The organism is Pseudobacteriovorax antillogorgiicola, from assembly GCF_900177345.1.
Classification (GTDB): Bacteria; Bdellovibrionota_B; Oligoflexia; order Oligoflexales; family Oligoflexaceae; genus Pseudobacteriovorax; species Pseudobacteriovorax antillogorgiicola.
On record NZ_FWZT01000009.1, the window covers coordinates 138,589 to 164,975 of the forward strand.

General features: G+C 46.3%; 22 protein-coding genes. 9 read left to right on the forward strand and 13 right to left on the reverse strand.

Annotated features, from left to right (window positions below):
* Positions 1–4: 4 nt before the first annotated feature.
* From B9N89_RS13700 to nirB, 6 genes are all read right to left on the reverse strand, one after another.
* Positions 5–1,189, reverse strand: coding sequence for a hypothetical protein (locus B9N89_RS13700; protein ID WP_132319274.1), 1,185 nt, complete (start codon positions 1,187–1,189; stop codon positions 5–7).
* A 36-nt stretch (positions 1,190–1,225) separates the two neighbouring features.
* Positions 1,226–2,032: a CBS domain-containing protein gene (locus B9N89_RS13705; RefSeq protein WP_132319272.1), complete on the reverse strand. Its 807-nt coding sequence runs from the start codon at positions 2,030–2,032 to the stop codon at positions 1,226–1,228.
* A gap of 12 nt (positions 2,033–2,044) precedes the next feature.
* A complete protein-coding gene (locus B9N89_RS13710) occupies positions 2,045–4,012 on the reverse strand; it encodes a 7TM diverse intracellular signaling domain-containing protein (RefSeq protein ID WP_132319270.1) in 1,968 nt (655 codons plus the stop codon).
* A 136-nt stretch (positions 4,013–4,148) separates the two neighbouring features.
* Positions 4,149–6,611, reverse strand: a complete 2,463-nt coding sequence (locus B9N89_RS13715) for a molybdopterin oxidoreductase family protein (protein ID WP_132319268.1) — start codon at positions 6,609–6,611, stop codon at positions 4,149–4,151.
* The gene (gene nirD, locus B9N89_RS13720; RefSeq protein WP_200820716.1) at positions 6,608–6,925 is read right to left on the reverse strand and encodes a nitrite reductase small subunit NirD; all 318 of its coding nucleotides are present in this window, start codon (positions 6,923–6,925) and stop codon (positions 6,608–6,610) included. Before nirD ends, B9N89_RS13715 begins: the two co-directional genes overlap by 4 nt.
* Positions 6,926–6,942: 17 nt before the next feature.
* On the reverse strand, positions 6,943–9,351 hold the full coding sequence (gene nirB, locus B9N89_RS13725; RefSeq protein WP_132319266.1) for a nitrite reductase large subunit NirB: 2,409 nt from the start codon (positions 9,349–9,351) through the stop codon (positions 6,943–6,945).
* 213 nt (positions 9,352–9,564) lie between these two features.
* Between nirB and B9N89_RS13730 the strand changes: the two genes are divergently transcribed.
* From B9N89_RS13730 to recA, 3 genes are all read left to right on the forward strand, one after another.
* Positions 9,565–10,890 carry an MFS transporter gene (locus tag B9N89_RS13730; RefSeq protein ID WP_132319264.1) on the forward strand — a complete coding sequence of 442 codons (1,326 nt, stop codon included), beginning with the start codon at positions 9,565–9,567 and terminating at the stop codon, positions 10,888–10,890.
* 223 nt (positions 10,891–11,113) lie between these two features.
* Positions 11,114–11,896: an EI24 domain-containing protein gene (locus tag B9N89_RS13735; protein WP_132319262.1), complete on the forward strand. Its 783-nt coding sequence runs from the start codon at positions 11,114–11,116 to the stop codon at positions 11,894–11,896.
* A 186-nt stretch (positions 11,897–12,082) separates the two neighbouring features.
* Positions 12,083–13,198, forward strand: a complete 1,116-nt coding sequence (recA, locus tag B9N89_RS13740) for a recombinase RecA (RefSeq protein WP_279433273.1) — start codon at positions 12,083–12,085, stop codon at positions 13,196–13,198.
* Positions 13,199–13,240: 42 nt separating this feature from the next.
* Here recA and B9N89_RS13745 read toward each other — a convergent pair whose 3' ends face one another.
* Together B9N89_RS13745 and B9N89_RS13750 are read right to left on the reverse strand one after the other, a co-directional pair.
* Positions 13,241–14,107 carry a VWA domain-containing protein gene (locus tag B9N89_RS13745; protein ID WP_132319260.1) on the reverse strand — a complete coding sequence of 289 codons (867 nt, stop codon included), beginning with the start codon at positions 14,105–14,107 and terminating at the stop codon, positions 13,241–13,243.
* A gap of 137 nt (positions 14,108–14,244) precedes the next feature.
* Positions 14,245–15,150 (reverse strand): SAM-dependent methyltransferase, encoded by a 906-nt coding sequence (locus B9N89_RS13750; RefSeq protein ID WP_132319258.1) that lies wholly within the window; start codon positions 15,148–15,150, stop codon positions 14,245–14,247.
* A 206-nt stretch (positions 15,151–15,356) separates the two neighbouring features.
* Between B9N89_RS13750 and B9N89_RS13755 the strand changes: the two genes are divergently transcribed.
* Positions 15,357–16,235, forward strand: coding sequence for a hypothetical protein (locus B9N89_RS13755; protein ID WP_132319256.1), 879 nt, complete (start codon positions 15,357–15,359; stop codon positions 16,233–16,235).
* A 37-nt stretch (positions 16,236–16,272) separates the two neighbouring features.
* On the opposite strand, the gene B9N89_RS13760 is transcribed toward B9N89_RS13755, so the two are convergent.
* Both B9N89_RS13760 and B9N89_RS13765 read right to left on the reverse strand, forming a co-directional pair.
* Positions 16,273–16,923 (reverse strand): hypothetical protein, encoded by a 651-nt coding sequence (locus tag B9N89_RS13760; protein ID WP_132319254.1) that lies wholly within the window; start codon positions 16,921–16,923, stop codon positions 16,273–16,275.
* A 55-nt stretch (positions 16,924–16,978) separates the two neighbouring features.
* Complete coding sequence (locus B9N89_RS13765) at positions 16,979–17,338, reverse strand: hypothetical protein (RefSeq protein WP_132319252.1); 360 nt, start codon at positions 17,336–17,338, stop codon at positions 16,979–16,981.
* Positions 17,339–17,664: 326 nt separating this feature from the next.
* Here B9N89_RS13765 and B9N89_RS13770 point away from each other — a divergent pair, with 326 nt between their 5' ends.
* Both B9N89_RS13770 and B9N89_RS13775 read left to right on the forward strand, forming a co-directional pair.
* Positions 17,665–19,275 carry a glycerol-3-phosphate dehydrogenase/oxidase gene (locus B9N89_RS13770; RefSeq protein ID WP_200820717.1) on the forward strand — a complete coding sequence of 537 codons (1,611 nt, stop codon included), beginning with the start codon at positions 17,665–17,667 and terminating at the stop codon, positions 19,273–19,275.
* A 238-nt stretch (positions 19,276–19,513) separates the two neighbouring features.
* A complete protein-coding gene (locus B9N89_RS13775) occupies positions 19,514–20,056 on the forward strand; it encodes a PilZ domain-containing protein (RefSeq protein WP_132319248.1) in 543 nt (180 codons plus the stop codon).
* Positions 20,057–20,112: 56 nt separating this feature from the next.
* Here B9N89_RS13775 and B9N89_RS13780 read toward each other — a convergent pair whose 3' ends face one another.
* Together B9N89_RS13780 and B9N89_RS13785 are read right to left on the reverse strand one after the other, a co-directional pair.
* Positions 20,113–21,189, reverse strand: a complete 1,077-nt coding sequence (locus B9N89_RS13780; protein ID WP_132319246.1) for a type IV pilus twitching motility protein PilT — start codon at positions 21,187–21,189, stop codon at positions 20,113–20,115.
* Positions 21,179–22,855: a gluzincin family metallopeptidase gene (locus tag B9N89_RS13785; RefSeq protein WP_143478184.1), complete on the reverse strand. Its 1,677-nt coding sequence runs from the start codon at positions 22,853–22,855 to the stop codon at positions 21,179–21,181. The genes B9N89_RS13780 and B9N89_RS13785 overlap by 11 nt, the downstream gene beginning before the upstream one ends.
* Positions 22,856–23,048: 193 nt before the next feature.
* Here B9N89_RS13785 and B9N89_RS13790 point away from each other — a divergent pair, with 193 nt between their 5' ends.
* The gene (locus B9N89_RS13790; RefSeq protein WP_132319242.1) at positions 23,049–23,480 is read left to right on the forward strand and encodes a hypothetical protein; all 432 of its coding nucleotides are present in this window, start codon (positions 23,049–23,051) and stop codon (positions 23,478–23,480) included.
* Between the two features lie 29 nt (positions 23,481–23,509).
* On the opposite strand, the gene B9N89_RS13795 is transcribed toward B9N89_RS13790, so the two are convergent.
* Positions 23,510–23,917, reverse strand: a complete 408-nt coding sequence (locus tag B9N89_RS13795; RefSeq protein ID WP_132319240.1) for a hypothetical protein — start codon at positions 23,915–23,917, stop codon at positions 23,510–23,512.
* Positions 23,918–24,352: 435 nt separating this feature from the next.
* Here B9N89_RS13795 and B9N89_RS13800 point away from each other — a divergent pair, with 435 nt between their 5' ends.
* Positions 24,353–25,351, forward strand: coding sequence for an ABC transporter ATP-binding protein (locus tag B9N89_RS13800; protein ID WP_200820718.1), 999 nt, complete (start codon positions 24,353–24,355; stop codon positions 25,349–25,351).
* A complete protein-coding gene (locus B9N89_RS13805) occupies positions 25,348–26,334 on the forward strand; it encodes an ABC transporter ATP-binding protein (protein ID WP_132319236.1) in 987 nt (328 codons plus the stop codon). Before B9N89_RS13800 ends, B9N89_RS13805 begins: the two co-directional genes overlap by 4 nt.
* Positions 26,335–26,387 lie beyond the last annotated feature (53 nt).

A 26,387-nucleotide genomic window follows, 5' to 3' on the forward strand; every position in this document is an offset into this window, starting at 1 on the left:
CTTTTTATGGGCGATCAATTGGAGTCGGTACAGGTGGCCACGGTGCGGGGTACCGTGTGGGGTCAAACGTAAGAGCATCACCAATACGAATAGCCTTCTGCCCTGTTCTTACAAATACAATAGCACCCTCATGAATAGGATATCCCAGGGTAGAGCGCAGGCCCTTGCGAGGTCCGAAGAAGCCAACCACGTGGCCTTTTACACGTTTATCACCACTTTCGATATAGACTCGATCATTGACCTTTAGGCCCCAAGCTCGGCCCTTATCCAAGTAGGCCCAGGCTCCATAGATGGATGCCACTCTTGGGCTAGATTCTGGGTCTAGTGCCTGCGCTTCTAAGGCTAGCTGAGCTATGAGTTTCTCAGCAGTGACGAGTTCTTGTAGGGGGCGTTTTATATTCCAGGTAACAGCTTCTCCAATCCAGTTTCCGAATACGCTCTCAGAGATTTCCCCATAGGCTTGCCAGCGATCGTCGAGCTTACGCCAGTCCAGATGAATCGTTCGGTTGGCTCGGCTTAGTCTTTGCTGGGGCATCATAATCTTTTTGATGAAGCTAGTGTTCTCCGTCCCGACGAATTGCTGGATAGGGTGCTGTGCAAAAAGTTTCTGGGAAAATGCTACGTTTAAGCAGTGGTCTGCACCTAGGTTACTATCGTTGCTACTCCTCTTGAGCGCCAACTTCAGTTTTAGGGGGGATTTACGGGGTGATCGCTGCAATTCAGGCCACTTATTAATAGCATTATTGATCTGGTTTTTGGTCACGTCTTGGTCGCGATCCAGTAAGCCCTGAATAGGGAAGGTGCTTTGTGCGGAGTAGTTTACAAGCCCAGTGCGTATAGGCCCAGACTGAAGGAAAGTATAGGCTTGATCATCAATGCGACACAGAATCGGCTGCAAAAAAAAGTCAGTGTTTGCCTGATCTCTTGCTTTTCCCTGGACAAAGAGTCGAGCATGGTGCTTCTGGTTGATGGTTAGCTTCAAGCCCTCAACCTCATCAAGCGGCACTCCTTGGTTCAGATATCGATCTCGAATGGCTTGCCAAGATTCCTCTAAAGCGTCTTTCATCCAGAACTGTCGATCGGCATCAATACCAATGACCTTCCAAGGCATGAGATATCCCGTTCCAGCTTGCTGGCCGAAAGCCAGGCTGGTAGAAAGGAATATCAATATGGCGATCGATACAAGCATAGCTCTGTATCGGCCAACGAGTATATAATTTGACAGTCATCCCGCTTGAGAAAGGTGAAGTTTTTTATTCTCTTCGAGAAGAAACTCCAAGTAACTCAGTTCCAAGGGCTTGATCATAATGTGATGAAGGGGGTTTTTAAGGCGCTTCTTAAACTCTCCAGCAACAGTGAGTCGTTGGGTTAGAAATATCACATGGCTCCCGGTACTTATCGCTTTTGTAAGAAGTATAGGGCCTTGGTCTCCATAGTCGTCATCAAGGTCGAAGAGAAGAAGGCTCTTATGATTATGGGCTTTTTGGATCAGCTCCTCGTAGCTACCCTCCATGTCGATAGAGTAGTCCATTGATTCAAACACCTTGCGGTACTTCGCTCGACTGATTTTATTCGACATGACAATGGTCAGGCGATATCGCTTTTCGTGGCTTTGGCTACCATCTTTGGACTTTTCTTGATTATGGACCCAGATCCTAAACATATCTGTTGACGTCAACATACCCACCAAATTAGCGGTCTGAGGCTCCTGACCAGAAAGGACTGGAAAGTGACGGATTCCAAGCTTCTGATGGAGTTTAGCGATATCCTGTTCTAGGTGCTCAACCCGAACAAAACTTACAGGCCGTGTCATCACCGTAATCACTTTAGCCTTGAGCTTGTCTGCCTTGGAGATGAGGGTAAACTTTCTCACAATGTCACGTTCTGTGACAATTCCCACGATTTCATCATGGTCATTGACGACAAGAACACTCGATACCTGATCGTCGATCATACGATTGACTAGGTCTTCCATAGCATCTGACTGATGCGCAATAATCACGGAAGGGCTTATGATAGAAGATGCTTCCACGGCCTTTCATCCTTATGCTGCTGGTTTCTTACGATCATCAACATCGATCGGAAACTTGATTGTCGTCAAAGTATAGAAGTTATTCTGGATAAATCTCATAGTACCTCCATAAGATCGAATCACTTGGTGAGCGATACCGATGCTGACACTCGTTTCATGGTCATTGGGGATATTGGTTTTATCAGGGCCGAGGGCCTCAATATTCTCAAATAACTGGGGCCTTGTATCCTTATCGCTATCGGTGCAACTGTCTTTAACAGTGATGATAATGTCGTTTTTAGATCGTGTGACCGCCATCTCGATCCATTTTTCATCGAGATCGGATACCGAGTTGATCGCGGAGACGAACACTTCACTGATAATGTCGGCTAGGTGGAGAGGGTTACCTGGAATGCTGATGCCATCGGGGAACTTGGTTTGCAGCTCGATCTCATGTTGAACACAAAGGCCGTGGTGAAGGTCGATGATCGATTGAAGGAAGTCTTTGATGCTAACTTGCTTGCCACTCTGAGTGATAGGGTTTAGGTAGGTGATGGTAAGGGCTTTAATGATTTTCTCGATCTTGTCAACGGCTCGCTCAATTTGTCCTGTGCGCCTAACAATCATTTCTTCGCTCATGGTGCTGGGGCGAGACAAAATAGTCGCTCCGGTGCGAATAATCATCAGCGGAGTATTCACCTCATGGGCCAAGGCATCAGCGATCCTGCCCAGGGCTGCGAACTTCTCCTGCTCGATCACATAGGCTTGATTTTCTTTATAGCGTTTATTGGCCATCTTAAGTTGTTTCGTTCGATTCTCAATTTTCTTCTCTAGGCTTTCATTAAGCCTTGTAAGCTCCTTCTGAAGACTATCAATTTTATTGGCCAGAACCATAGCCAAACAAATTAGCTCGAAGCTGATGCTAAGTTTATAGGCGTGATCCATCAGGAGGCTTTCAGGGAGTTGACCCAGGTTGGTGAGAAGTTTAAGACACACTAAAACAGTGGCTGCACTCCAAGCAATGATCATATACTTCGCTGGTTTGAAGTCGCGAGCATAGGAGACAATGGCGGTAATAAGACATAGGGTTGTGGTTAAGGTGATATAGGGAATAATGAAGGACGTTGTTAGGTTATGAAGGTTAGGGAGCCATCCTACCACAAGAAAAACAAGGGAGCCTCGTGCAAAATACTGAAGTGTTCGATCTAGTGCAGGGGCTTGAAAGCGGAGTGGCAGCATTTCACGGACACATGCAATACGGAGATAGACGACGAGGGCGACGACTGGAGTTAGATATTTGAGCCAACCGTCCTCCCGTGGCCAGATCCAGTCCGCATTGCCGTCATTGATGGTCGTGGCAACACAGCTGATAACGACGAAGGCAACATAAATAAGATAAGGTGCATCACGAGTTGAGAGGTATAGGTAGAGATTATAGATTGATAGACCGATTGCAAGTCCGAAAAATAGCAGAAAGATGATCTGAGATTGAATCTCTTCAGTCATACGCTCAGTGCTAGTTAAGAAGTTGTAGTGCATCGTGAGCGGAACCGAGCTGTCGATTCGTAGATAGATCTCATGTGGCCCGTTGCGATCAGTATCAAGCTGAAAATTGGGCCAGTTACGGTACGGATAGTAGCGCTCTGTATCACGGAAGCCGTAGTATCGATCTTGAAGGATAAGCTTCTTGTCGTGGTACTGCCAGAAGTCGATACTGGTGATTTCCAAATTGTCGATTTGCCAAAATAGGGGCTGCTTACAGTCTCGCAAGCGAACGTTGAACTTGATCCATAGGGGAGTTGTACGTGGAGAAAATGTCCTCTTTTCAAATACCGGCACGAAGCCATTGGAGTCCTGATTCAGCTCAGAAGGGTGGGGCGCAGAATCAAGTTGATACTTTATATTGGTTATATTGATGCAGGAAGCGTCGTAAGCTAACGCCTGCGTTGCAGAAAGTATTGATAATATCATTAGCAGGAACTTCGCCATGACAAACTGCATCTTTCTTATCTAGTTCTTCTGTACTTCTATTCGGCACCTTGGTTTCAAAATTTAGGTAAGATTGCTGGATTACGATTTCTAATTGGAGTAATTTCAGGGGCCAGGTGCAATGACCTAAGCTGAATCCTCAAAACAGTTAGTTTGAGGAAAGGTCAAGAAGTGCTAGGCGGTCTTGTGAATTTAGGGGGTTTTTTTTAAAATAATAAGATAGTTTACTGGGCTTGATATTAAAGGGTGCTCCTTGGGATAGGTAAATCACGTGCTCCAGCTTTTGCTTATTCATAAACGCATAGCGGAAGTGCCTGTGCTGCTCATCTTGAAGTTGAATCCGATCGTAGGATGATTGCTCAGGAAAATGACGATCCAGAAAGCATTGGCTACTCTCCTTTCTTGAGTCGGCGAATCGGTAGTAGACATGATCGAACATGGGGATTTCTATGAGGTAGTCGAAGTGATTCTTGGCCAAGGGAAGGGCAGAGCGACTCGCTAGAATACCTAATCTAGTCCCTTCGTACATTTCAACAGAGACTCCTGTAAGTTTGTAGTCCGGCTGCCCTGAATAAGGATCAATTCGACGAAGTGTCATACGATTGGCCAAGACCGACCGTCCACCCTTTTCAGACCAGTGAAAGGGAATAAATATGGTGTGTCTATGGATATGCTCGTTGAGGAGATAGGGAGCAATAAATTCACCACCCCCATGATAGACTCTCAGCATACCTGTATCGACGGTTTGATCCTGCAAGAGGCTTTCAAGGTCGGCTGGATGAATTTCGATCATTGGCTCTGGATCGATGCGATTCAAACTGGGAACGCGACAGGTCCGGGTCATGGTATGCCAGTGTCCTTTCACCCTCCCTGTAATCATTGTCCATGTTGCGCCTTGCTCCTGTGGAAAGGTAGAGGCCTGATGGTATTGAACTGGGCTCATTTGAGCCTTTCCAGTCGAAGTATCGAAGATGCCATCATCAAATACCCGTGCTTGGGATAAGCCGTCGGCCGACACAGGCCAATGGCGGGGTTTGAATTCCTCATACTCTTGTTTTGTCATGTTTGCGAAAGCCGAGATGTTGAATCGTCTTTGCCCATGATTGCGGAAGCCAGAAAGCCTTGCATGCTCTTTGAATATTTCAAAAGGATGATTATACTGAAAGTGCTTGCTAAAGCCCAAGTGATGAGCTACCTGTGTGATCATCCACCAGTCAGGCATAGCCATGCCTGGGTAGGAAGCGAATGCTCTTTGGCGACTGATTCGGCGCTCGGAATTGCTTACCATTCCATCTTTTTCACCCCATGTGCACGCAGGCAATTTGATGCTGGCATGTTTTACAGTCATAGAGGATAGAAAAGGTTCGGATACAATAACATGGGGGCAGCGACGAAGAGCCTCACGAATATAGTCCGAATCAGGAAGGCTTACCATTGGATTGGTTGCCATAATCCAAACTGCCTTGATCTTTCCTGCGTGCATCGCTTCAAAAAGTTCTATGGCCTTTAAACCTGGTTTGCGGCTTATGTGTGGTGACTGCCAGAACTCTTGAACGGTCTTTAGGTTGTCTTGGGTATAATCCATATGAGCTGCCAGTTGATTGGCGAGTCCCCCAACTTCGCGACCGCCCATGGCATTGTTTTGCCCAGTTAATGAAAATGGACTTGCACCAGGCTTTCCTACCCGCCCGGTAGCCAGGTGGCAATTAAGTAGGGATAGAACTTTTTCTGTGCCGCAGGATGATTGATTAAGACCCTGAGAAAAGAAGCTTAGGGTACGGTGATGCTGGAGGAACTGTTTGTAAAATTCAGCGAGAGGGCGTTCATTGACTTCACATATTGCAGCTACCTTGGGGATAGAATAGGAGGAAGCAGCCGCTATGGCTTCATGAGCTCCGGCTACATGTTGGTTTATGTAGGCATTATCGATGCCACCGTATTGAGCTATAAAGTTCAGGAGACCTTGGAAGAGGGCGACATCCGTTCCTGGTTTGAGGGAAATATGGAGATTGGCGTGAAGGCTTGTTGCATTTTTCCTTGGGTCGATGACGAGAACTCTTGCCCCTTGAGCCTGCCGGTCTCGAACCCGATCGAATAATACTGGATGACAATGAGCCATATTAGAGCCGACGATCACAAATAAGTCGGCTAGATCGATATCTTGGTAGCAAGCAGGAACTGTGTCGCTACCAAAGGCCCGCTTGTGAGCCGCTACTGTTGAAGCCATACAAAGCCGGGAGTTGGTATCAATGTTTCCTGATCCCAAGAAACCTTTCATCAGTTTGTTGGCAACGTAGTAGTCTTCTGTGAGCATCTGACCTGATACATAAAACCCTAGGGCTTCTGGGCCAAAATTGGAGCATGTTTCACGTAGCACCGTTGCAACTTCCGTGAGTGCTTGTGACCAAGTGCTTGTTTGACCATTGACACTAGGAAAAAGTAACCTGCCCTTGTGTTGCATTGTTTGACCTAAAGTTCCACCTTTCTGGCAGATAGCACCAAGGTTTGATGGGTGACTAGGATCGCCAGAGACAAGGTAGTGACCGCGCTCATAGTTTACTGTTAGGCCACAGCCTACACCACAGTAGGCGCAACTAGTTTGGGTGCTCATATCTCAACTCTAACATAGATATCGTTATGCTCTATTTTTATTGGGAAGCATTTTACTTGCCCCTCATCCGGAAATTCAGCATGGCCGTTTTTGAGGTCGAAGACCCAGTTATGAAGGGGGCAGGTTACTTTTGTTCCATGAACGATGCCGTCGGCAAGAGGGCCCTTGCGGTGAGGGCAACTATTCTCAATAGCAAAAAGCTGATCATCGATGGTCCGAACAAGAGCGATCGAATAGGCTCCACATAGGAAGCCACGCCCGCCCTGACGAGGTATATCGTCAAGGCTTGCCACTTTTAAATATTTCATTGTCATAGTTAGACTCCCTCGACTTATGCTTGCAAACTAGGATGTGGGGATTTGCTGAGTTCTGCCCACGGATCGCTTTGGCTTCGAGCTTGAGATCGTTGAAAGCGATCGTATAGGGTCGAGCGGTTGGCCGCTTGATGGACTAGCTCATCCTTAACCCAATCCAAGCCGACTCGTTCGATCCAGGGGGCTGTGCGCTCTAAGTAGCGAGCGTTTTCCCGATAAAGTTGCAAGAATGCGCCCGTATATTCCATAACTTCATCACTGGTTTCTACTTTGCAAAGAAAATCACAGGCGCGAACCTTAGTGCCGCCATTACCACCAATATAGATTTCCCAACCAGATTCTACAGCCACAACTCCAAAGTCTTTGATGGTAGCTTCGGCACAATTGCGCTTGCAGCCACTAACTGCCATCTTGAATTTATGAGGTGTCCAAGACCCCCACGTGGCTCTTTCAATTTCGACTCCCATAGATGTCGAGTCTTGAGTTCCAAAGCGACACCACTCAGAACCTACACAAGTTTTCACAGTTCGAACTGCTTTGCCATAGGCATGTCCAGATACCATGCCCGCTTGATTGAGTTTCTGCCATACCTTTGGTAAGTCTTCGCGCTTTACGCCGAGAAGATCAATTCTTTGGCCACCAGTGACTTTTACCGTTGGAATGTTAAATTCGTCGACCGTATCGGCCAAGGCTCGCAACTCATCAGCGCTTGTCATGCCTCCAAACATCCTAGGAATAACAGAGAATGTGCCATCCTTCTGGATATTGGCATGGAGTCGCTCATTTACAAAGCGGGATTGAGGATCGTCTTGATATCCTTCTGGGTTGGCAGCCAAGAGATAGTAATTCACGGCCGGGCGGCACTTATGACAACCATCACGATTGATCCACGACATGCGTTGGAAAGCCTCCGTCACCGATTCCATCTTGTGATTAAATATGTAGGCTCGAATGCGATCATGATCCCATGGAGTACAAGGACAGATTCCCGTTTCCTCGTTCGCTTCTAATAAGTGATCTCCGTTTAGCGATTGCATGATTCCAGAAACCAACCCTTCACAGCTGCCACATCCTGTTGCTGCTTTTGTTACGGCTTTCACCGATCCTAATGACGACAGACCCTTTTCTTGTATAGCACATACGATGGCACCCTTACTCACACCATTGCAGCCACAGACCTCCTCGTCGTCGGCCATCGCACTGATATCCATGCTTGTCTCTACATGAGAGCCGGGGCCAATGACAAGATGGTTTCGCATGGTTTCAATCGAATCTTGGCTTACTAATAGAGACTGATACCAGTGACTGTGATCAGTATTACCGTATAGAAGGACACCTTTGAGTTTGTGGTCATGAATCAGAATCTTGCGATAGATACCAGCTGTTTCATCAACAAGAATCAGTTCTTCATCTCCAGAATCTGCATTTGGAGAGCCTGATACATACAGGTCTACTCCAGATACCTTAAGCCGTGTCGGGTAAGATTGCATTTCGTAAGGATGCGCGGGCTCATCGCCTTGACTTAGATTTTTAGCTAAGGTATCAGCCATGTCGTAAAGCGGAGCTACAAGACCAAAGGTTTGCCCATCGAATTCCACGCATTCCCCCAATGCATAGACGTTGGGAACTTGAGTTTCCATGAATTCGTTGACAAGAATCCCTCGGTTACATGGAATATCTGATCGTCTTGCGAGGTCAACTCTGGGTTTTATGCCGATCGCCATTACGATCTTGTCGGCTGCAATAAATTGATCGTCCTTAGTTTTAATACCTATAATTCGATCGTTTTGAATGACGATTTCGCGGCTACATGTGCTGGTATGAAATTCGATTCCTTTTTGGCTCAACTGAGAAAGAAGAAGCTGCGATGCTTTGGAGTCGAGTTGCTTCTCCATAAGATGATCAAGAAGATGAATAACCTTAACTTTGATGCCACGAGTATGTAAACCATAGGCAGCTTCGAGACCAAGCAAGCCTCCACCGATGACAGCTACAGTTTTATTCTGATCTATAGCCATCAGCGAAGTGATATCATCCATGTCACGAAAAACTAGGACATCAGGGTGATTTGATCCAGGGATAGGAATGCGAAAGGCTGTTGATCCAGTCGCAATAATAGCATCGTCGTATTCGTAGCTACGCTGACTTTGATCTATAAGGACCTTGTTTTGCCAATCGATCGTCTCGATAGAGCAACGACTTCGATATTCGATGTTATTCTTTAAAAACCACTCTTGGCTGTGGGTTTGAATATCTTCTAAGCACTTCTCACCCGCTAGAACCGAAGAAAGAAGAATGCGGTTGTATGGTAGGTGGGTTTCCTTGCCAAAGATAGTTATGGAGTGGTGTTGTCCTTGCTTGCATAGCTTTTCCGCTAGCTTAACTCCAGCCATACCACTACCTATAATACAGATTTTTTTGCTCATGGATCGACTCTCTCGTTGTTTTCCTTAAACTCGCTTGGAAACATGCTGCAACGCAAGGACTCTCTTGTGAGTTGTCCATTCATTAAGGTGTCTTTCCCGTACAAGCCTTACATAATGGTTCACTTCGAAAACGTGTATTTAGGAAGCGAAATGGTTCGAGGCATGCATACTGTGCATTGATCACCTCAAAAGTCTCTTTTTCGGGAGTTTATTATGGAACAGCACAAAGCAGGTCGCTTAAACCTCACAGACTTTAAGTCGGTCCCCATGAGAACCTTTCACATTACATGGCTTTCATTCTTTATGTGTTTCTTTGCTTGGTTTGGAATTGCGCCTCTTATGGCAGTTGTGAGAGATGAGTTTAGCCTGACGAAATCACAAATCGGTACGATTATCGTAGCGAGTGTCTCAGCAACCGTGATTATGCGTTTGCTTCTGGGGTATGTTTGCGATCGTATTGGCCCTAGAAAAACCTATACCTATTTGTTGGCTTTTGGTTCTATTCCTGTTTTTGGCATAGCCTTCTCAAATTCATATGAAACTTTTTTGATCGCACGATTGCTCATCGGTTGTATTGGTGCCTCGTTTGTTCTAACTCAGTATCATACCAGCGTGATGTTTACCTCCCGGGTTGTCGGAACTGCAAACGCAACATCAGCAGGCTGGGGTAATTTAGGGGGTGGAGTTACGCAAATGGTGATGCCTCTAGTGTTTACTGGCTTTTTGGGATTAGGATTTGCGGCATCAATGAGCTGGCGACTATCTATGGTCGTAACGGCCTTTGGACTTTTGCTTTGTGCCTTTCTCTATTTTCGCTATACCCAGGATTTTCCTCAAGGCAATTGGGATGAGCTTAAAGATGAACGAAAGAAGGATCTCGCGCAGCATATCGATGGCGAAAGCAATCTCAAAGAACTTCTTAAAGACTATAGAATTTGGCTTCTATTCGTTATCTATGGTGCCTGCTTTGGTATGGAGCTTACCATTAATAACGTCGCTGCCCTCTATTATATCGATCGATTTGGGCTGGATCTGAAATCAGCTGGATTGATGGCTGGATTGTTTGGTCTGATGAATATTTTTGCGCGCAGCTTAGGAGGAGTTTGGGCTGACCGCTTTGGAGTTCAATCAGGGCTGAAGGGAAGGGTGCGCTTTCTCGCCCTGATATTGTTTTTAGAAGGGGCAGCGCTACTTCTATTCTCAAGTATGGATATCCTTTGGACTGCGGTTTTCTCAATGATCATTTTCAGTCTTTGTGTGCAAATGGCTGAAGGAGCGACCTATGCTGTGGTGCCCTTTATCAATCGTAAGCATCTTGGAGTGGTGTCTGGCATCGTAGGGGCTGGTGGCAATATGGGAGCCGTCGTGTTTGGCTTTCTATTTCGCAGCGAAAGTCTGAGCTATGGGGATGCTTTTGGGGTGCTAGGAATATTCGTTATGGCTGTGTCATTTGCTGTACCATTGATACGCTTCTCTCCTGAGAAAGAAAATTTTGAGAAGGAAGTCATGGCGCGGGCTATGGCTGTCAAGTCACCTTAGGGTACTTCTTAGGTCCGCTTTGCTTTTTTCTTTTCTGCGAACCTTGCTATTGCGACTCCGAGTGATACATGAGATTCCTGATCTCTCGTCACTCTGAGCTTGTCTTGTGAAACGAAACCTGTAATAAATATCTTTACCATATCGGTGTATGGTGTTTTGAGAAAAAGTCTCTAGCATTATGTGGATCATCTATGGAAAAATGAATTCCGCCGATTCATAGTGAATGCCACGTCAGGCGAGCACTTTCGGTTGTGGTGCCTATGTCAACAGTTGCGATGAAAGTGAAATAATGGCAAATCCCGTTGCTCAGTTATCAAAAGGTCTCAAAACGTATTGGTTGGGAATGTCTTGGCTAAGGCAGAACCCTAAGTATCTCATGATGTTGCTGATCCCCTCCTTCATTGGCATCCTGTCTGTGGTTCTAATGTTCAGCAGCTTTTGGGAGCACCGGGACGTTATTTATGACTGGGTCTTGTTCGAGCCAGGAGAAAGCTTTCTATGGGTGATTGCTTTTAACGTTGCGCGCTTTTTCGCCTCGGTGATTATTTTCATACTAACACTCGTTAGTGGCTTGCTTGTTTCTAACATCATCTCAGCGCCTATCTACGAGGTGGTTTCTGCTGCAGTGGAGCGGGACAAAACAGGAAAAGTGGTTGAGATTTCTCTCTGGGAATCTATAAAGTTGATACCAGAGGAACTGAAGAAGATTGTCGCAATTCTCGGAGTATCCATAGTTCTGATGCTCCTTCCTATTGTTAATTTTGTCGCTGTTTTTCTGACAGCTTTCCTTATTGGCTGGGATTTCTACGACTACCCACTTGCGAGGCGTGGCCAAAGTTTCCGGCAGCGTCGTGAGGCGGCGCTGAAAGATTTTTGGTCGATCATGGGTCTAGGTCTTTGGTTGACGATCCCCGGTTTGCAGATATTCCTATATCCTTTCGCAGTGGTTGGGGGCACTTTGCTCAATCTGGAGCGGCTAGAAAAGATAGAGGCACCGGTGTCTTAGCCTGCTCGGCTGGTAGAGCATTGGTTTAGGAAAAGAATTTTGGTTTGAAGTCTATCTAAAGCTCTAGAGCTTGGCGAAGGTCTATCAGAGCTGAAGATAGTGAGCGGCAAAGAAAACTTTTTATCGATACATAACGCAGAGGTTGGGCTTTTCGGCAGCCTCTAAGGGATTCGAAAAAACTTACTTATGAGGTCTAAGGCCATGGTAATGGAAAATGTTAAAGAGCGTGTCCAGGCGATTGATGCAGCGGTTAGCTCTATTGAGAAGCAGTTTGGTAAAGGTGCTATCATGCGCCTTGGAACGGCTGATGGGGCAGCATCGAAGGTGGAAGCTATTTCTACCGGAGCTTTGTCCTTAGATATGGCTCTTGGCGTGGGCGGCTTGCCTAAGGGGCGGATTGTCGAGATCTACGGTCCAGAGTCAAGTGGTAAAACGACGCTAACCTTGCATGCTGTTGCTGAAGCTCAAAAGGCTGGCGGCGTTGCCGCGTTTGTGGATGCTGAGCATGCTCTCGACACATCCTACGCTAAGAAGATCGGTGTCAACCTTGAGGAGCTTTTGGTATCCCAGCCGGATACTGGTGAGCAAGCTCTTGAGATTGTGGATATGCTAGTCCGAAGTGACGCTGTTAACCTGATCGTTGTCGACTCCGTTGCAGCGCTGACGCCTAAGGCTGAAATCGAAGGGGAGATGGGGGATCACCATGTTGGTCTGCAAGCGCGGTTGATGTCGCAGGCCTTGCGGAAGCTGACAGCTTCGATCGCACGCTCTCATTGTACAGTCATTTTCATCAACCAGATTCGGATGAAGATTGGAGTGATGTTCGGTAGCCCTGAAACGACCACGGGTGGCAACGCGTTGAAGTTCTACTCATCGGTTCGTATGGATATCCGACGAATCGCAGCCATCAAGCAGAGTGATGAGGTTGTTGGAAACCGAGTACGTGTGAAGGTGGTCAAGAATAAGGTGGCAGCGCCTTTCCGTGAAGCTGAGTTTGACGTGATGTTTGGCGAGGGAATCTCGCAAACTGGCGACGTTCTTGATCTTGGAGTGAGCAAGGATGTTGTTAATAAGACGGGGGCATGGTTCTCCTACAAGGATCAGCGATTGGGTCAAGGACGCGAGAAGGCCAAGGAGTTCTTGGCACAGAACCCAGATGTGTTTAAGAGCATCGAATTGGAAGTGAAGGATAAGTTTGGCCTCCTAGATGATAAGAAGGCGGCTGACGGTAAGCCAGTTCAAGTGCCAGGTGCTTCGGTAGAAGCGCCTGCAACGGGAACAAAAGGACGCCGGAAGAAGTAGAAAAAAGCCCTCTGTTTTCGGAGGGCTTTCTTGCTTAGATAGTTATTTGCTTGGCAGACAAGGAACTGTTTCAAGAATGATGTCTTGAAAGATCTTAGCCTCCAGCTCTGCAACAGACGAAATTTCAATGATCTCCCGGCTCGAAATGTCCTGAGGGAGGCTCATCAAGTCATCCACGTAAAGATTGAGATTATCGTAATTCTCAGTGGTCCACTGAGAATAGTTTTTCTGAATCACACCCTGGTGAATATCCCGTCTTTGCTCCATGTTCAGCCCACTTTGGTTGACACGGATGGTGATGATAGGAGCATCCAAACTTTCAGCTTTCTCACGAACCTCCTTTGGGCTTTTGTCTGTTGGTTCGCCGTCAGTCACCAACACAAGAATGTTTTTGCGACCGTTGGCAGATGTTTCTTCGCTGACAAATTTTTCACCCCAGAGAATGGCATTCAAATACGGAGTATCGCCTTTTGGTGAGCGCGTAAATGAAAGCCGCTGTTCTAACATTGAGCGATTTTCAGGGAATGACTCGACGCTAATATAACTCTCAGCAGGCATGTCTTCAAAGCTTTGATTCCGATTGTCTGGGGTAAAGCGAGCGATGGCTATAGAGCTGATGGCTTCGTCACGGTCACTAGACACGAAGGCTTCGGTGAGTGCATCGAAAGCCGAAAGAATTGCTCGTTCGCGATTGGTGGGGCCACAATTAGCGGAGTCTCCGCTAGGGCAGTCGGTGTCGATCATTGACCTTGAATTATCGACAAGAAACAGGAAATTCGCTCCTGTGTAAACCTCTCCAGACTCACAAACTTCAGCGTTGTTTTTCTCAACACCTTTAAACTCCGCATTCTGACAAGAGAGGTTTAGAGATCCTAGCAATAGGGTTAATGGCAGCAACTTCAACAACATAGTACAACTCCTCAAGACAAGCCTTATGGCTGAGTCATAATAGCGTACTTTGTGGATAGTTTCAAGTGGATTTTGTAAACTCGCTAAAAACTTTCCACTAATTGTTGCTCTCTAGTTACTATAACTAATAAAATCGGTTATTTAGTTCCTTGCTTAGCTATGATGACCGCAAGGGAAATCAGGCGACGCTCGTAAAGCCATTGGAGAACCCAGGCGCTGATCCGGTACTTAAACCAATGGTCGGGTTTGCTCCAGCTAGCGAATTCTGTGTGGTGGTGTGCAACGAATTGAGAAAAGGGACTAAAGACTTGCTCAGATATATCCTCCCATTCGAGGAGCTCTAAGTGGTGATCAGAGAGCTGTTTCTCATAGGTGGAGCGATCCACTAGGTTTTCCAAAGGGATTTTTGATGCTGCTGCCATCAACCGAACCATGCCCTTTTCTATGAAAGATACTTGGCTAAGGTTTACGGTGAGGTCGACGAGGCCAATACCGCCCTCCGGGTTAAGAGTCTTGTGACAGAAGCTGAAAAAAGTTTCGCGGGACTGAAAGTGGTAGGCACAGTCTAAGGCCAGAATCTTATCGACTCTTGTATCGGTGGGGACTTGCTGAAAACTGCCCTGAAAGATATTGACTCGCTCTAAGGCGCGGGTTCTTCTTCGAGCCAGAGCATTCTGAGATTCGGAAATGTTAAACCCCTGAACCTCCCTGACTTGAAAATGTTCGATCCAAAGGCAAAGTTGATCACCATTGCCAAAACCAATGTCGATCACCTTATCATGTGAGTTTAATTTACACCTCTCTCCAAGTAGCACAGCCATGGCCTTAGCAGCTTGGGGGTAGCTTCTGGTATTAGACCAATAGCCCAGGTTCGCCCAAGATGAGTTTTGCTCGATATTGAGCAATTGTTCTTGCTGATCGAAAAACTCACTCTTACCAAACAGTGACAAAGTCACGGAACGCAGACAAAACATAAAAAAAGAATCTGAAAGAATCCAAAACAGGCAGAAACCAAAAAGGCTTCCTAGAGCGAAGTTCATCATCAAAGGCCTTCATAGAGTACAGGATAGTAGGAAAAAACTCAAAGTTAGCTAAGTCTAAAATAAAGCACAAATTGAGGTCCATTCAAGGGGTTTAAGACCTGTTTTGGGAGACTGGTTAAATATTGGTAAATTGGGTTTGGCTGGCTGACCAATTTAATAATGGGTTAGACTTTTTTCAAATAGTTCAGAATAAGGAAGGAAGAAAGATGCTCACTCATTATCTAGGAGCCATGGCTGCATTGTTTTTAATTGCAGGCAGCGCACACGCAACGATTCTACCACCCAACACCCTACACCTGGAGGATACGGTTCTCCAATCAAATGTTACGGAGGAGCAGTTCAACGAGGCTATTGACAAGGCTGAAGCTTACTACAAACCCCTGATCCAAGATGCATTCGGTGCTAGTCTTCGTATCAATCGTCGCTGGTCAGACAGCACTGTGAATGCTAGTGCCAGCCAGTTTTTTGGATCTTGGAATGTGAATATGTACGGAGGCCTCGCTCGGCGTCCAGAAGTAACCATTGATGGCTTTGCTCTCGTCCTTTGTCACGAGCTTGGTCATCATTTGGGTGGCTATCCATACTCATCGTCATGGGCCGCTAACGAAGGGCAGTCTGACTATTTTTCCACGATCAGCTGTGCCCGCGAGCTATGGCGCGATGAAGTTGATATAAATGCTTCGTTTAGAGCATCTGTCGATCCACTCCCTAAGGCACTATGTGATAAGGTCTGGGTTTTAGAAGTGGATCAGGATCTTTGCTACCGTTCCATGATGGGTGGTAAGGCACTTGCAGATTTGCTCTCGGCACTACGCAATCAAACTGTGTCTTTCGAGACACCTTCGAAGAGCAAGGTTAGCCGCACAGATAACTCTCATCCAGCGGGGCAGTGTCGCCTCGATACTTACATGGCAGGTGCTCTTTGTGATGCTGAATGGGACCCGTTCACCATTCCAGGCAAATCACTAGGCAGTCGTCGCAATGGTGCTGATGGTGAGCGAGATTCGCTAGCTCATACCTGCTCAAGAACAAGTGGTACAGAAGTAGGGGTTCGTCCAGCTTGCTGGTTTAAGACCCTGCTGTAGCTGTAGTCCTTTCTTTCGGGGTGACCTTCGCGTCACCTCAGTTTACGATCCGAGCTTCAAGCTGGCCACGAACCACTTCTCGAAATCCCCCCGTCAATCGGTATGGTACGAGCTCTGAATCTTCAAACTGGTTCCAATATAAGCTGTAGTAGGCAGTCAGGTGGGTCTCTTGTCTTGTAAGAGCTTGTTGGCAGGATACGGTCGCCCGTGTCTTGGCATCACGAAAATGCAGGTAGAGTTCCACAAATACTTGAGACGAACCCAAAAAACCGGGAATATCGTCAACCATCTGTGGATTGAATAGAAAACATGACAGCACTGTATTTTTAATATGACGAGCTTCACAGCGCCGATAGGCCTCCTTTTCGAGATCGAAGAGGTTCTCATTCCAGTAAATCGATTCCAGAACAGGAGTGAGTGCAGAACCAGCGATTTCGAAGTTGGAAAAAAAGCGATTTGGCTGGTTGCAAAGCTCAGGGCCGAAGTTGTTCATAATAGCGTTTTGTAGAGAGGTGTTGAATTCGTCTTTATAGTCCAGCGGCGCGGCGTCACGCAATACCCGGGCGTGAACGTGGATCTCCTCATCTCCCCAAATGCCTAGAACCGTAAGGAATGAAGTCGTCAAAACCCCTAACACAACAAGAATGGGATAGATACCAAGCTTCGATGACGAGTCGGACTGGGTCATAATTGTTCCGTATTTAAACGTTCAAAACGATTGAGGGACCAGAGGGAGGAAGAAACTATTTTTCTTCGAGAGGCCGACGGAGTGTGCCATACTTATTAAGCAGAAAGCGTTGCTCGGCCATAATCTGCTGCAAGGGGACTCCTTCAGAGAGTTTCAAAACAACAGAGTCCTTTTCTGAGCGAATGACCTTACCAATGACTTCAGTTTGGTCAGAATTGTGGAAGACAATGACCGCTTCGTGCACTCGTTCCGCTTCGACGTCGTCCTTGCGAGGGTCTATCGCAAATTTGACTCCTCCTTCACAGAGGTTAATGACAGGATAAGAGTTTTTGTCGATGAATATCCTAGGTCGCACTTCATTGGGGTACTCCAAGCGGAAGTAGTTCCTTGGGCTCTTGTCTTCTTTGGCACCCATTGCTGAAACCTCTATTAAATTCTGACGTACTCAATACAATTCGTCAACGGTACCTACTGCGTATCGGAACATCCCTTTAATCCTTACCAAATCTTTTAAAGAGGCTCGGATATGCTGCCAGTTCTGTGAAAATGGCTAGTTATTTTAAAGGTTTTGAGCAAAACTAAAAGTGATCTGGACGGCAGGTTTGATTCTAAACTAGGCTAACGTCTGCCTTTTCGCGAAAGATTTTTATTTATTTGCAGCTCAAAAAGTCCCCCTTTTGTCATGGATAACAACATGATAGAGTTTCTTAAATATAATTCTGCCTAGGAATGGAGTGTAGTTTGTCACTTCGGGAATCGAATCTAAGTCAGCTAAAATCAAAAATTTTCGATGTTTTGGTGGTCGGCGGAGGGATCAACGGCTCTGTAGCTGCAGCTGCTCTTTCGGCTAAAGGGAGCAAGGTTGCCCTCGTGGAAAAGAAGGACTTTGCCTCGTATACAAGTCAGGAATCCTCCAACCTCGCTTGGGGCGGTATTAAGTATATGGAGTCCTACGAGTTTGGCTTGGTCTGGAATCTCTGTGCCTCTCGTAATCGCCTGATTCGCTCGTTTCCAAGTCAGGTGAAGGAGATCAGATTCTTTACAACACTTCCTAAGAAATTTAGAAAGCCAAGGCTCTTAGTATTCCTTGGTTCCTGTCTCTACTGGGTCATGGGGCGCTTCTTCACCAAGCCTCCAAGGCTGTTGTCTAAAAGACAGATCCGAAAAGAAGAGCCGATTGTGAAGATTGACAATACCCAAGGTGGACTGGAGTACTCAGACTCATATCTCGTTGATAACGATGCTCGCTTTGTTTTTAAGTTTGTTCGTAAAGCGATGGATTATGGCTGTGCGGCAACCAACTATACAAAAGTCCAGAACTCGGAGTACAGTGACGAAGATAAACTTTGGCATATTCTTGTTAAGGATCTTATTCATAACCAAGAGTTTGTGGTAAAAGCTAGGTCTATCGTCAATGCTACTGGCCCTTTTGTAGATCAACTCAATCAGTACAGCCATATAGAAACTCAGCACCAGCATCTGTTTTCGAAGGGAGTTCATCTCATCGTTCGAAAGTTGAGTCAAGTTCGTCATGTTCTAACATTCTTTGCAAGCGATGGTCGGATGTTCTTTGTGATTCCTATGGGCCCTCGGTCTTGTATAGGCACCACTGACACTAGAGTTTCGGATTTGCCGCCTAGGGTGACTGAGGAGGATCGAAACTTTATTCTAGAAAATATCAACGAACGACTCAATCTTGAGCAAGCCTTGACCAGCGATGACATTATCGCTGAACGCTGCGGGGTTCGACCACTGGTGGTGAAGAAAAAAGGTGGTGATCAGGATGATGGCGATTGGCTTAACCTTTCCCGTAAGCATGTGATTGAAGTCGATCGGGATCGACGCCACGTCAGTATTTTCGGTGGCAAGCTTACTGATTGCATCAATATTGGTGAAGAGCTAGTGGACATCATGATTGATATGAATATCGATGTTCCTCAAGCCAAGACCATGTGGTATGGCGAGCCAGACGAAGCGGTCTGGCGCGAATTTCAAAAGCAGGCACGATTGATTGGTTTGGACGGGCTAACTTCTGTGAGTAGCTCTGAACCTTTGTCGGTGAGGTTATGGAGACGATACGGCATGCGAGCTCTTGAGCTTCTGGAAGATATCCGGCAAGACATTCGCATGGCAGACTTGGTGATCGAAGAAGCCGAGTACATCCGTGCTGAGCTACATTATGCCGCCAAATCTGAGATGATTACCAAACTTGAAGATTTCTTGCGGCGTCGGTCAAAGATTGCGCTGGTTGTGTCTCACGACACCATCAAAAGTGCCCCAGGACTTCGAGAAGCCTGCCGGATCTTATTTGAGGATCAGGCAGATGAACGCTATCGAGAATATTTTTTCTAGTAAGATTGGGGGATTGGAGATTCTTAGGCCTATGGCTTGGAATCTTCATGGCTTACGGGTAAATTCTGCAAACTTTGACGTGATGAAATGAGCTAACAAAATTTCCCTAGAAAAAGTAACAATTTAGTACCTCTATTTTAAACCTCTGGGATCATTCTGGAACAATCCTTTCTCTCAAGAAACAATGCTCTTGGTCGAAAAGAGACCAGTTTTTGTTGGACTCTAGTGGGAATTTGCAATGGGATTTAATCGACAGAGGCCAGAAAGCCTTAATACCGACTTAAAGCGAATATCGATAGAGTTTTGTGATAGTGGCCAAGACAGGGAAAAACAAGTCTTAGCTGATTACATCAACAAGGTTGTTTATGGGACAGAAAGTACGAATGTCAATATAGATGATTGGCGTCTGCTAAGCTCCGTAGAGCGAAGCACACGCAAGCATCAACGGGTGAAGTTTAGCAACTGTTTTATCCAAGCGATTACGATTAAGGCGACAAATAGTAAGGTGATCAAGATCAAGGCCGAACTGATAGATCTATCCGTTGGTGGTGCTTGCATTGCGATACCAGAGGCTTTGAAGGTGATTCGTCGTAAGAAGGGCGATGAATTCGTTTACAATGATGAAGCTCCCAATATTAAGATCAAGTTTGATTTCATCGGTGATGTTGTTCTTAAAGGTATCATTAGAAATCTAAAGAAGCCGAAGATGGACCCTACCGTAGACCTGGATAACTTCGATTTCGAATACGTACTACCTCAGTATTGGAAAGTAAACGGCTAGTGGCTCTGCAAGAGATGCCTGAAATTTGTTCAAAGGGATGAGAATTGCGCAACGCCCTAGCCTTGACCAAAGCCTCTCAGAGCTAGCTCTAAATCTTTCTTATTGGTAGCATGCTGGATTGCTGTCTGCTCAGTAATGATACCTTTCTTTACGAAAAATAATAGAGACTGATCAAAGCTTTGCATGCCGTAGGAGCGCTTGCCATTTCTAATGGCATCTTTAAGAATTCGAAAGTCTTCTCCCTTTTGGATTTCTTCCCGAACAAGTTCATTTGAGGCAAGTATTTCCATAGCTGGAACAAGCCCTCGCTGGTCAGCTTTTGGAATCAGTCTTTGGGAAACGATGTAGTTGAGTGTTTGAGAAAGCATGATGCGCAGCGAATCGTGTTGATGAGGAGGAAAGTACGACAGAAGCCGTGTGAGGCTTTCCACAGCATCCATGGTATGAAGCGTTGAAAGAACTAGGTGCCCTGTTTCTGCAGCCATGAGTGCCGTTTCCGTTGTTTCTCGATCACGAAGCTCGCCCACAAGAATGACATCAGGATTCTGTCGTAAGGCGCTACGAAGAGCTGATTCGAAGTCTAGTGTATCAGTGCCGATCTCTCGTTGATTGATGGTGGCTTTCTTCTCTTTAAAAACAAACTCAATGGGGTCTTCGATTGTTATGATATGAGCAGCTCTGGTGGTATTGATTTTTTCGATGATCGAAGCTAAAGTTGTCGACTTGCCACTGCCAGTAGCGCCCGTGACCAAGATTAAACCACGCTGGAGCTTAGGAAACTCTTTCATTATCGACGGCAACTGGAGCTCTTCCATCGTTCGGATGTGAGAGTTGATGACTCGCAATACCAAACCATATTTTTGCATCTGCCTAAATAAATTGACACGAAATCGATTACCTTCGGAAGTGGTATAGGAAAAGTCAAGATCGACTAATTCATGAAGCTTTACTTTCAGGTGTTGAGGCACCAGAGCACTGATCCAGTCTTGCATGAGAGCAGCATCGATGGTTTCCCCATCTGTCAGAGTAAGGAGTTCGCCATTAAATCTAAATCTGGGAATTGAACCGGTTTTTAAAATGACATCACTGGCACCGCCACGGACCGCTACTTTGAGAATTTTCTCAAGCTTCATTCCCACTCCTTCTAATCCATAGAAGCAGTGGCAGGGTTAACAATAGCAGACTCCACGAAGACGACCCTCTGAGGCCAATAGCACCACAAGCCAGGTCGTTATCGAATTCGGATTGATCGTTAGAATCTTCCGTCGCAAAGCGAATGATTTCCTTGTCTTTCAGATCGCAGCCTTGATTGCCCGTAACGGAAACGGCCTCATAGAGACCCCGATCGAGGCTAAGCTCTAGAATTTTACAAACATTTTGGCCATCTTTCAGTTCCTTGTCCGAGATCACGAGAGCTAGCACAGCGTCAGAGAGTTGAGCCTGGCTTGGCCAATAGTTAAGAGAATCTGTAATAATTTCCAATGCATCAGAACCTAGGTCTCGATAAAGATCCCATAGGATTGCTGACCAAAACTGACCCAGAAGATGAGAACCACGGTAACTTGCTTCGAGGTCGTGCTTTCTATCTGACTCAATCTCTGCAGTTCTAAGGTATGGGCTGCCAACTAGGATCGACTCTGCAAGGTACGGGTCGTCATTTAGAACATAAGCGAAAAAATCAGCAGTTCCTTCATGCAAGGTTAGAGACTCGCCCCAAGTGGCTGTGAGAAACTTATAGATAATGTGATGGCTATACTCATGAATTAGAACGTCACTATCGCGATTCAGGTACTGCATAAAAATATTATCAGCAACCCCAATATGGATCGAACCGACATCTTGCTCGCTGATAGCTGGTAGGTACATTGCATTGTTGTCGAGGTAAGTGTGAGTGAAAACGTCAATTCTTGGATCCTCTTCCAAAGGAAAGTACTGTCCAAAAAATTCACGAGCCCGTTCGAGAGTGTAGTAGGCTTGTACCTGATCGAAAAGCTCTTCGTTCTCGGGGTCGTAGTCGAATAAGTTTTCGCTGGCAACCGCTCGATCGCTCAGGATATCGGCACCGTATACTGAGAACCTTTGGCCATCAAGGTGATCTTGATCGGTGCTTAGATTTTCAATGCTTACTTTTTCGAGTTCGGATTGGAGGGGATTCTCAAGAAAAGAAAAGCCTTCATAGGCTTGCAGATGAAGGGGTACATGGGCTAGGGCTTCCCCTGTAAACCCGTGGTAAAGGCCTTCCCAAGGCAGCCCTCGCTCGTCTTTAAACCGATAGAGATAAGCTGGCACTAGGTGATTTTCGCCATGTATATAGTAGTAGACCAGTTTGCCTGGTTGAACCATGGAATAAGATATCATCTGTTCACGGACCACCGCTTCGTCGAGAACTCCCTCGCTCGAATCAAAGGAGGCACCTGCACCAGGAATCGCTCCCTGGACAAGGACAACTTGATCACGGCGTCCATGACTGGATATGAAAGCCCCGTAAACCGGCAGCCCGTGACAGATGATATGAAATCGCTGATGTTGATATGCCCTCTGACCGACCCATAATTTTTTGGTTTGGATGGAGCAGGTATCCCATGGGGAACCTGCATGCGTTAAAACCTCTAAAGCGCTTGCATTAGAACTAGAGTTGCGCAAACTTAACGTTGTGCGTAAGTGTGGGGATAACTTAGGATGAGAAAAACCGAGTAGGGTCGGAGAGGGTATATCAAAATCAGCAATATGATATTGAATACCAAAAGCTGATGTCGAACTTGTAAATAAAAGTATGGCGAAAGTCGTTAGTCGCATCACAAATACGTCCCTGTACAATGAGATAAATGTCTCTGCCAGTCTCAGAAGAGGTTTCGGGATTCATCAAAATTTCATTAGAAAAAAGACTCTAAGTCGAAATTAGAAAAGAAAAATCAAGAGCTTGTGATTGAGGCTGGGAAGAAGGCCCATTTCAGACTAAAATGATAAAGATCCCAAAAGGAGGAATAGTTCCATGAGTGGAAGAATAAATATTAGTTTTATTCAATGCTTATCGCTGATTCTGAGCTTTTGCTGGACGCCTCTTGCTGAAGCGTTCGAAATTTCCCAGCTGCCGAGGGGGAAATCGGTGACACTGCCGCGCCCAGCATTAACTCTGGTTCCCTTAGATACAAAGGTTAGGCTCACGTCGACTGACCGTCAGCAGACTATCAAACTGACCTCAGTATCAAAGCGAGGACGAAGTATTCCCTTTACCATTGCGATTTATGACAATCTTTCGGAAAAGGTGCGGTATGTGAAGTTAAAGCCAGGGGGTAGTATGGTTTACAGCTTTCGTGGAATGAATACGATTGAAGTCGTGCCTCTGGTTCCCAAGCAGGCGTCTAATGCGTCTCATGCGCGATTGCAGGTAGAGAGTAACCGACCCCTTGGGATCGGTCGTTAATTGAATTTTTTGGCTAGTTCAATCGGTAGCTATATTTTTTTCTCGCCATCATCGTGCATTTTCACGAGATGGCTCAGCTTTGAGATCAACGACTTCTTGAAAAGACGACCGAGCTTTCGTGAAGCTTGATTGGTATCAGGCACCAGAATTACATATCGTTCCGTTCGCTCCAGTGCTTCGAAACACTCCAGCTTATACTGTACATAGTTTTTCTTTTGCGTGGTGTGATGTTCACAACGGAGTCCTTCTAATTTAAGAGAGCGAACCATCGTTTCTTCAATAAGCTTAGCAGCTCGAAGATCTCCATCGATTGGGCTCATCTGTTCGACACGGCATGATCCATTCTCGCAGATCATAACATTAACGCGATCGTCCTTACTTTGACCATATGTTGTCGTCACAAACGACATCGCAATTGCGAAAACAATTTTTTTCATTTCACTTCCTCCATCTAAGACTCTCTTCGGTACCGAGGCGGCAGATTGCTAAGAAGATTTCTTAGCCAGAAGTAAGGACTGCAACAGATCCTTACGCGTGCAGTATGATTCACTTGTAAAGGCTTGATCTTGGGCTTTTTGAGTGTAAAGTTTTTGGGCTTTCTCAATAATCTTAGGGCTATTTTATACGCGGATTTTTTTAAGATGAAAATCTTTGGCTGAAAAAATGATGTGATTTAGACTTGTTTATATTAATAAAATTAATAATTTATATTAGGTCGAGTGACTCGGGGGCGGGAGCTAGTACAAATGGATCTTCCGCAGCTGTGTAGGGCTATTGGGTAGAGCCCGTTGATTTCGTAAACTCCAACTGCCTCACCAAAAAAAATCTGCTACTCTACCCATTCAATTAAGCCAATCAATACGGAGCAAGCCTTGTCAGACGTGATCTTGAGAGTCCAAGATCTGGTCACCAGCTTTCAAACCGAGTCTGGTAAACTAACCGCTTTGGACGGAGTCAGTTTTGAAGTTCGAAAGGGAAGAACCCTTGGAGTCGTTGGGGAGTCAGGAAGTGGCAAGTCGGTGACGTCCTTGTCCATCATGGGCTTGCTACCAAAGCCCGCGGGACGTATTGAGAGAGGAGTCGTGGAGTTTCATGGGAAGGATCTCACAAAACTCTCCCTAGCAGAGATGTATAGGGTGCGTGGCAACCAGGTCTCGATGATCTTTCAGGAGCCGATGACCGCTCTAAACCCAGTCAAAAAAGTTGGGCGCCAACTCCAAGAAGTGTTCGATCTGCATTTTCCAAGTTTAAATCCCAAAGAAGCCCAAGAGCGCGTTGTGGCTCTTCTTGATAAGGTTGGAATTCCCTCGCCAGAGCAGCGAGCCAAAGAATATCCCCATCAACTCTCTGGCGGTATGCGCCAACGAGCGATGATTGCCATGGCTCTTGCATGTGAACCAGAAATCTTGATTGCAGATGAGCCGACGACGGCCTTGGACGTCACTATCCAGGCTCAGATTTTAGATCTGATGAAGGACTTGCAGGAAAGCCAAGGTATGTCGGTCATTTTCATCACTCACGACCTGGGTGTGATTGCTGAGGTATGTGATGATGTGATCGTTATGTATGGCGGTCAGGTTTTAGAGTCAGCGCCTGTTGACCGGCTTTTTGAAAAACCTCACCATCCGTACACCCAGGGCCTTCTAGCATCCATTCCACGGTTGGAGCAGGTGCGCAAAACCCAGCTAAAGACCATCGAAGGAATGGTGCCATCACTGCAAAACATGCCTCAAGGGTGCCGCTTCGAAAATCGCTGCCCGTTTGCCATCCCCCGCTGCAAGGAAGAGTCGCCGGTTTTTGAGCAGGTGAGCGGTGACCATCAAGTACGTTGCTTTCGCTGGCAAGAGATTGAAGAAGGAAAATCAGAATGACACTGCTAGAAGTGAAGGACCTGAAAAAACACTTTCCCATTCACGGTGGGATTTTTTATCAGCAAGTGGCAACGGTTCATGCAGTTGATGGAGTGAGCTTTGATGTCAAGCCAGGGGAAGTGCTGGGCTTAGTGGGTGAGTCGGGGTGTGGTAAGTCGACCGTCGGCCGAACAATTTTGAATCTCCACCAGGCTACATCTGGTGAGGTTAGGTTCGGTGGCAAAGACTTAGGCAGCTTAAGTCATCGTGAGATGCTGGGGGTGCGACGCAATTTGCAAATGATCTTCCAAGATCCGTTCGAGTCGCTTAATCCGCGACACTCCATAGGCCAGATCCTAGAAGAGCCGTTTATCATCCACAGAAACCTTGATGAAGCAGGGCGGAAGGCTCGTGTCGTGGAACTTCTAGAACGAGTGGGGCTACCAGGTAGTTATACACATCGCTATCCTCACGAGTTCTCAGGAGGGCAACGCCAAAGAATTGGTATTGCCCGTGCCATATCTCAGCACCCTAAGCTCATCGTCTGCGATGAGCCTGTATCAGCGTTGGATGTATCAATCCAATCCCAAGTGGTTAATTTGCTGCTTGAGCTCCAGAAAGAACTCAATCTTGCCTATGTATTTATCGCCCATGATCTCGCCGTGGTGAAACATATCTCAGATCGGGTCGCAGTGATGTACTTAGGAAAGATCGTGGAGCTAACCGATGCTGAACGGATTTACAAGCAGCCATTGCACCCCTATACCCAAGCCTTGATTTCAGCAATACCTATCCCTGATCCCAAGGTGAAACGGGAGCGCATCAAACTCAAGGGCGACGTGCCGTCACCGATCAATCCGCCGAGTGGATGCCGGTTTCGAACCAGATGCTATATGGCCGAGGAGCGTTGCGCTAAGGAAGAGCCAGCACTGCGATTTATGGGGAGCGGCGACAGTGGCCATCAAGTGGCTTGCCACTTTGCAGAGAAGTTTCTTTCGACCTGAGTTTCTAACATTACGACTTTGCTAGAAAAAGCTAAAATACTCTGATAACACAG

Bases quoted from the DNA above. Each gene is read 5' to 3' on its own strand.
- B9N89_RS13805 (WP_132319236.1), top strand. From the start codon at position 25,348: ATGACACTGCTAGAAGTGAAGGACCTGAAAAAACACTTTCCCATTCAC.
- B9N89_RS13765 (WP_132319252.1), bottom strand. From the start codon at position 17,338: ATGGGTGCCAAAGAAGACAAGAGCCCAAGGAACTACTTCCGCTTGGAG.
- B9N89_RS13730 (WP_132319264.1), top strand. From the start codon at position 9,565: ATGGAACAGCACAAAGCAGGTCGCTTAAACCTCACAGACTTTAAGTCG.
- B9N89_RS13700 (WP_132319274.1), bottom strand. From the start codon at position 1,189: ATGCTTGTATCGATCGCCATATTGATATTCCTTTCTACCAGCCTGGCT.
- nirD (WP_200820716.1), bottom strand. From the start codon at position 6,925: ATGACAATGAAATATTTAAAAGTGGCAAGCCTTGACGATATACCTCGT.
- B9N89_RS13795 (WP_132319240.1), bottom strand. From the start codon at position 23,917: ATGAAAAAAATTGTTTTCGCAATTGCGATGTCGTTTGTGACGACAACA.
- recA (WP_279433273.1), top strand. From the start codon at position 12,083: ATGAGGTCTAAGGCCATGGTAATGGAAAATGTTAAAGAGCGTGTCCAG.
- B9N89_RS13750 (WP_132319258.1), bottom strand. From the start codon at position 15,150: ATGATGAACTTCGCTCTAGGAAGCCTTTTTGGTTTCTGCCTGTTTTGG.
- B9N89_RS13790 (WP_132319242.1), top strand. From the start codon at position 23,049: ATGAGTGGAAGAATAAATATTAGTTTTATTCAATGCTTATCGCTGATT.
- B9N89_RS13715 (WP_132319268.1), bottom strand. From the start codon at position 6,611: ATGAGCACCCAAACTAGTTGCGCCTACTGTGGTGTAGGCTGTGGCCTA.
- B9N89_RS13710 (WP_132319270.1), bottom strand. From the start codon at position 4,012: ATGCAGTTTGTCATGGCGAAGTTCCTGCTAATGATATTATCAATACTT.
- B9N89_RS13745 (WP_132319260.1), bottom strand. From the start codon at position 14,107: ATGTTGTTGAAGTTGCTGCCATTAACCCTATTGCTAGGATCTCTAAAC.
- B9N89_RS13760 (WP_132319254.1), bottom strand. From the start codon at position 16,923: ATGACCCAGTCCGACTCGTCATCGAAGCTTGGTATCTATCCCATTCTT.
- B9N89_RS13735 (WP_132319262.1), top strand. From the start codon at position 11,114: ATGCCACGTCAGGCGAGCACTTTCGGTTGTGGTGCCTATGTCAACAGT.
- nirB (WP_132319266.1), bottom strand. From the start codon at position 9,351: ATGAGCAAAAAAATCTGTATTATAGGTAGTGGTATGGCTGGAGTTAAG.
- B9N89_RS13755 (WP_132319256.1), top strand. From the start codon at position 15,357: ATGCTCACTCATTATCTAGGAGCCATGGCTGCATTGTTTTTAATTGCA.
- B9N89_RS13780 (WP_132319246.1), bottom strand. From the start codon at position 21,189: ATGAAGCTTGAGAAAATTCTCAAAGTAGCGGTCCGTGGCGGTGCCAGT.
- B9N89_RS13775 (WP_132319248.1), top strand. From the start codon at position 19,514: ATGGGATTTAATCGACAGAGGCCAGAAAGCCTTAATACCGACTTAAAG.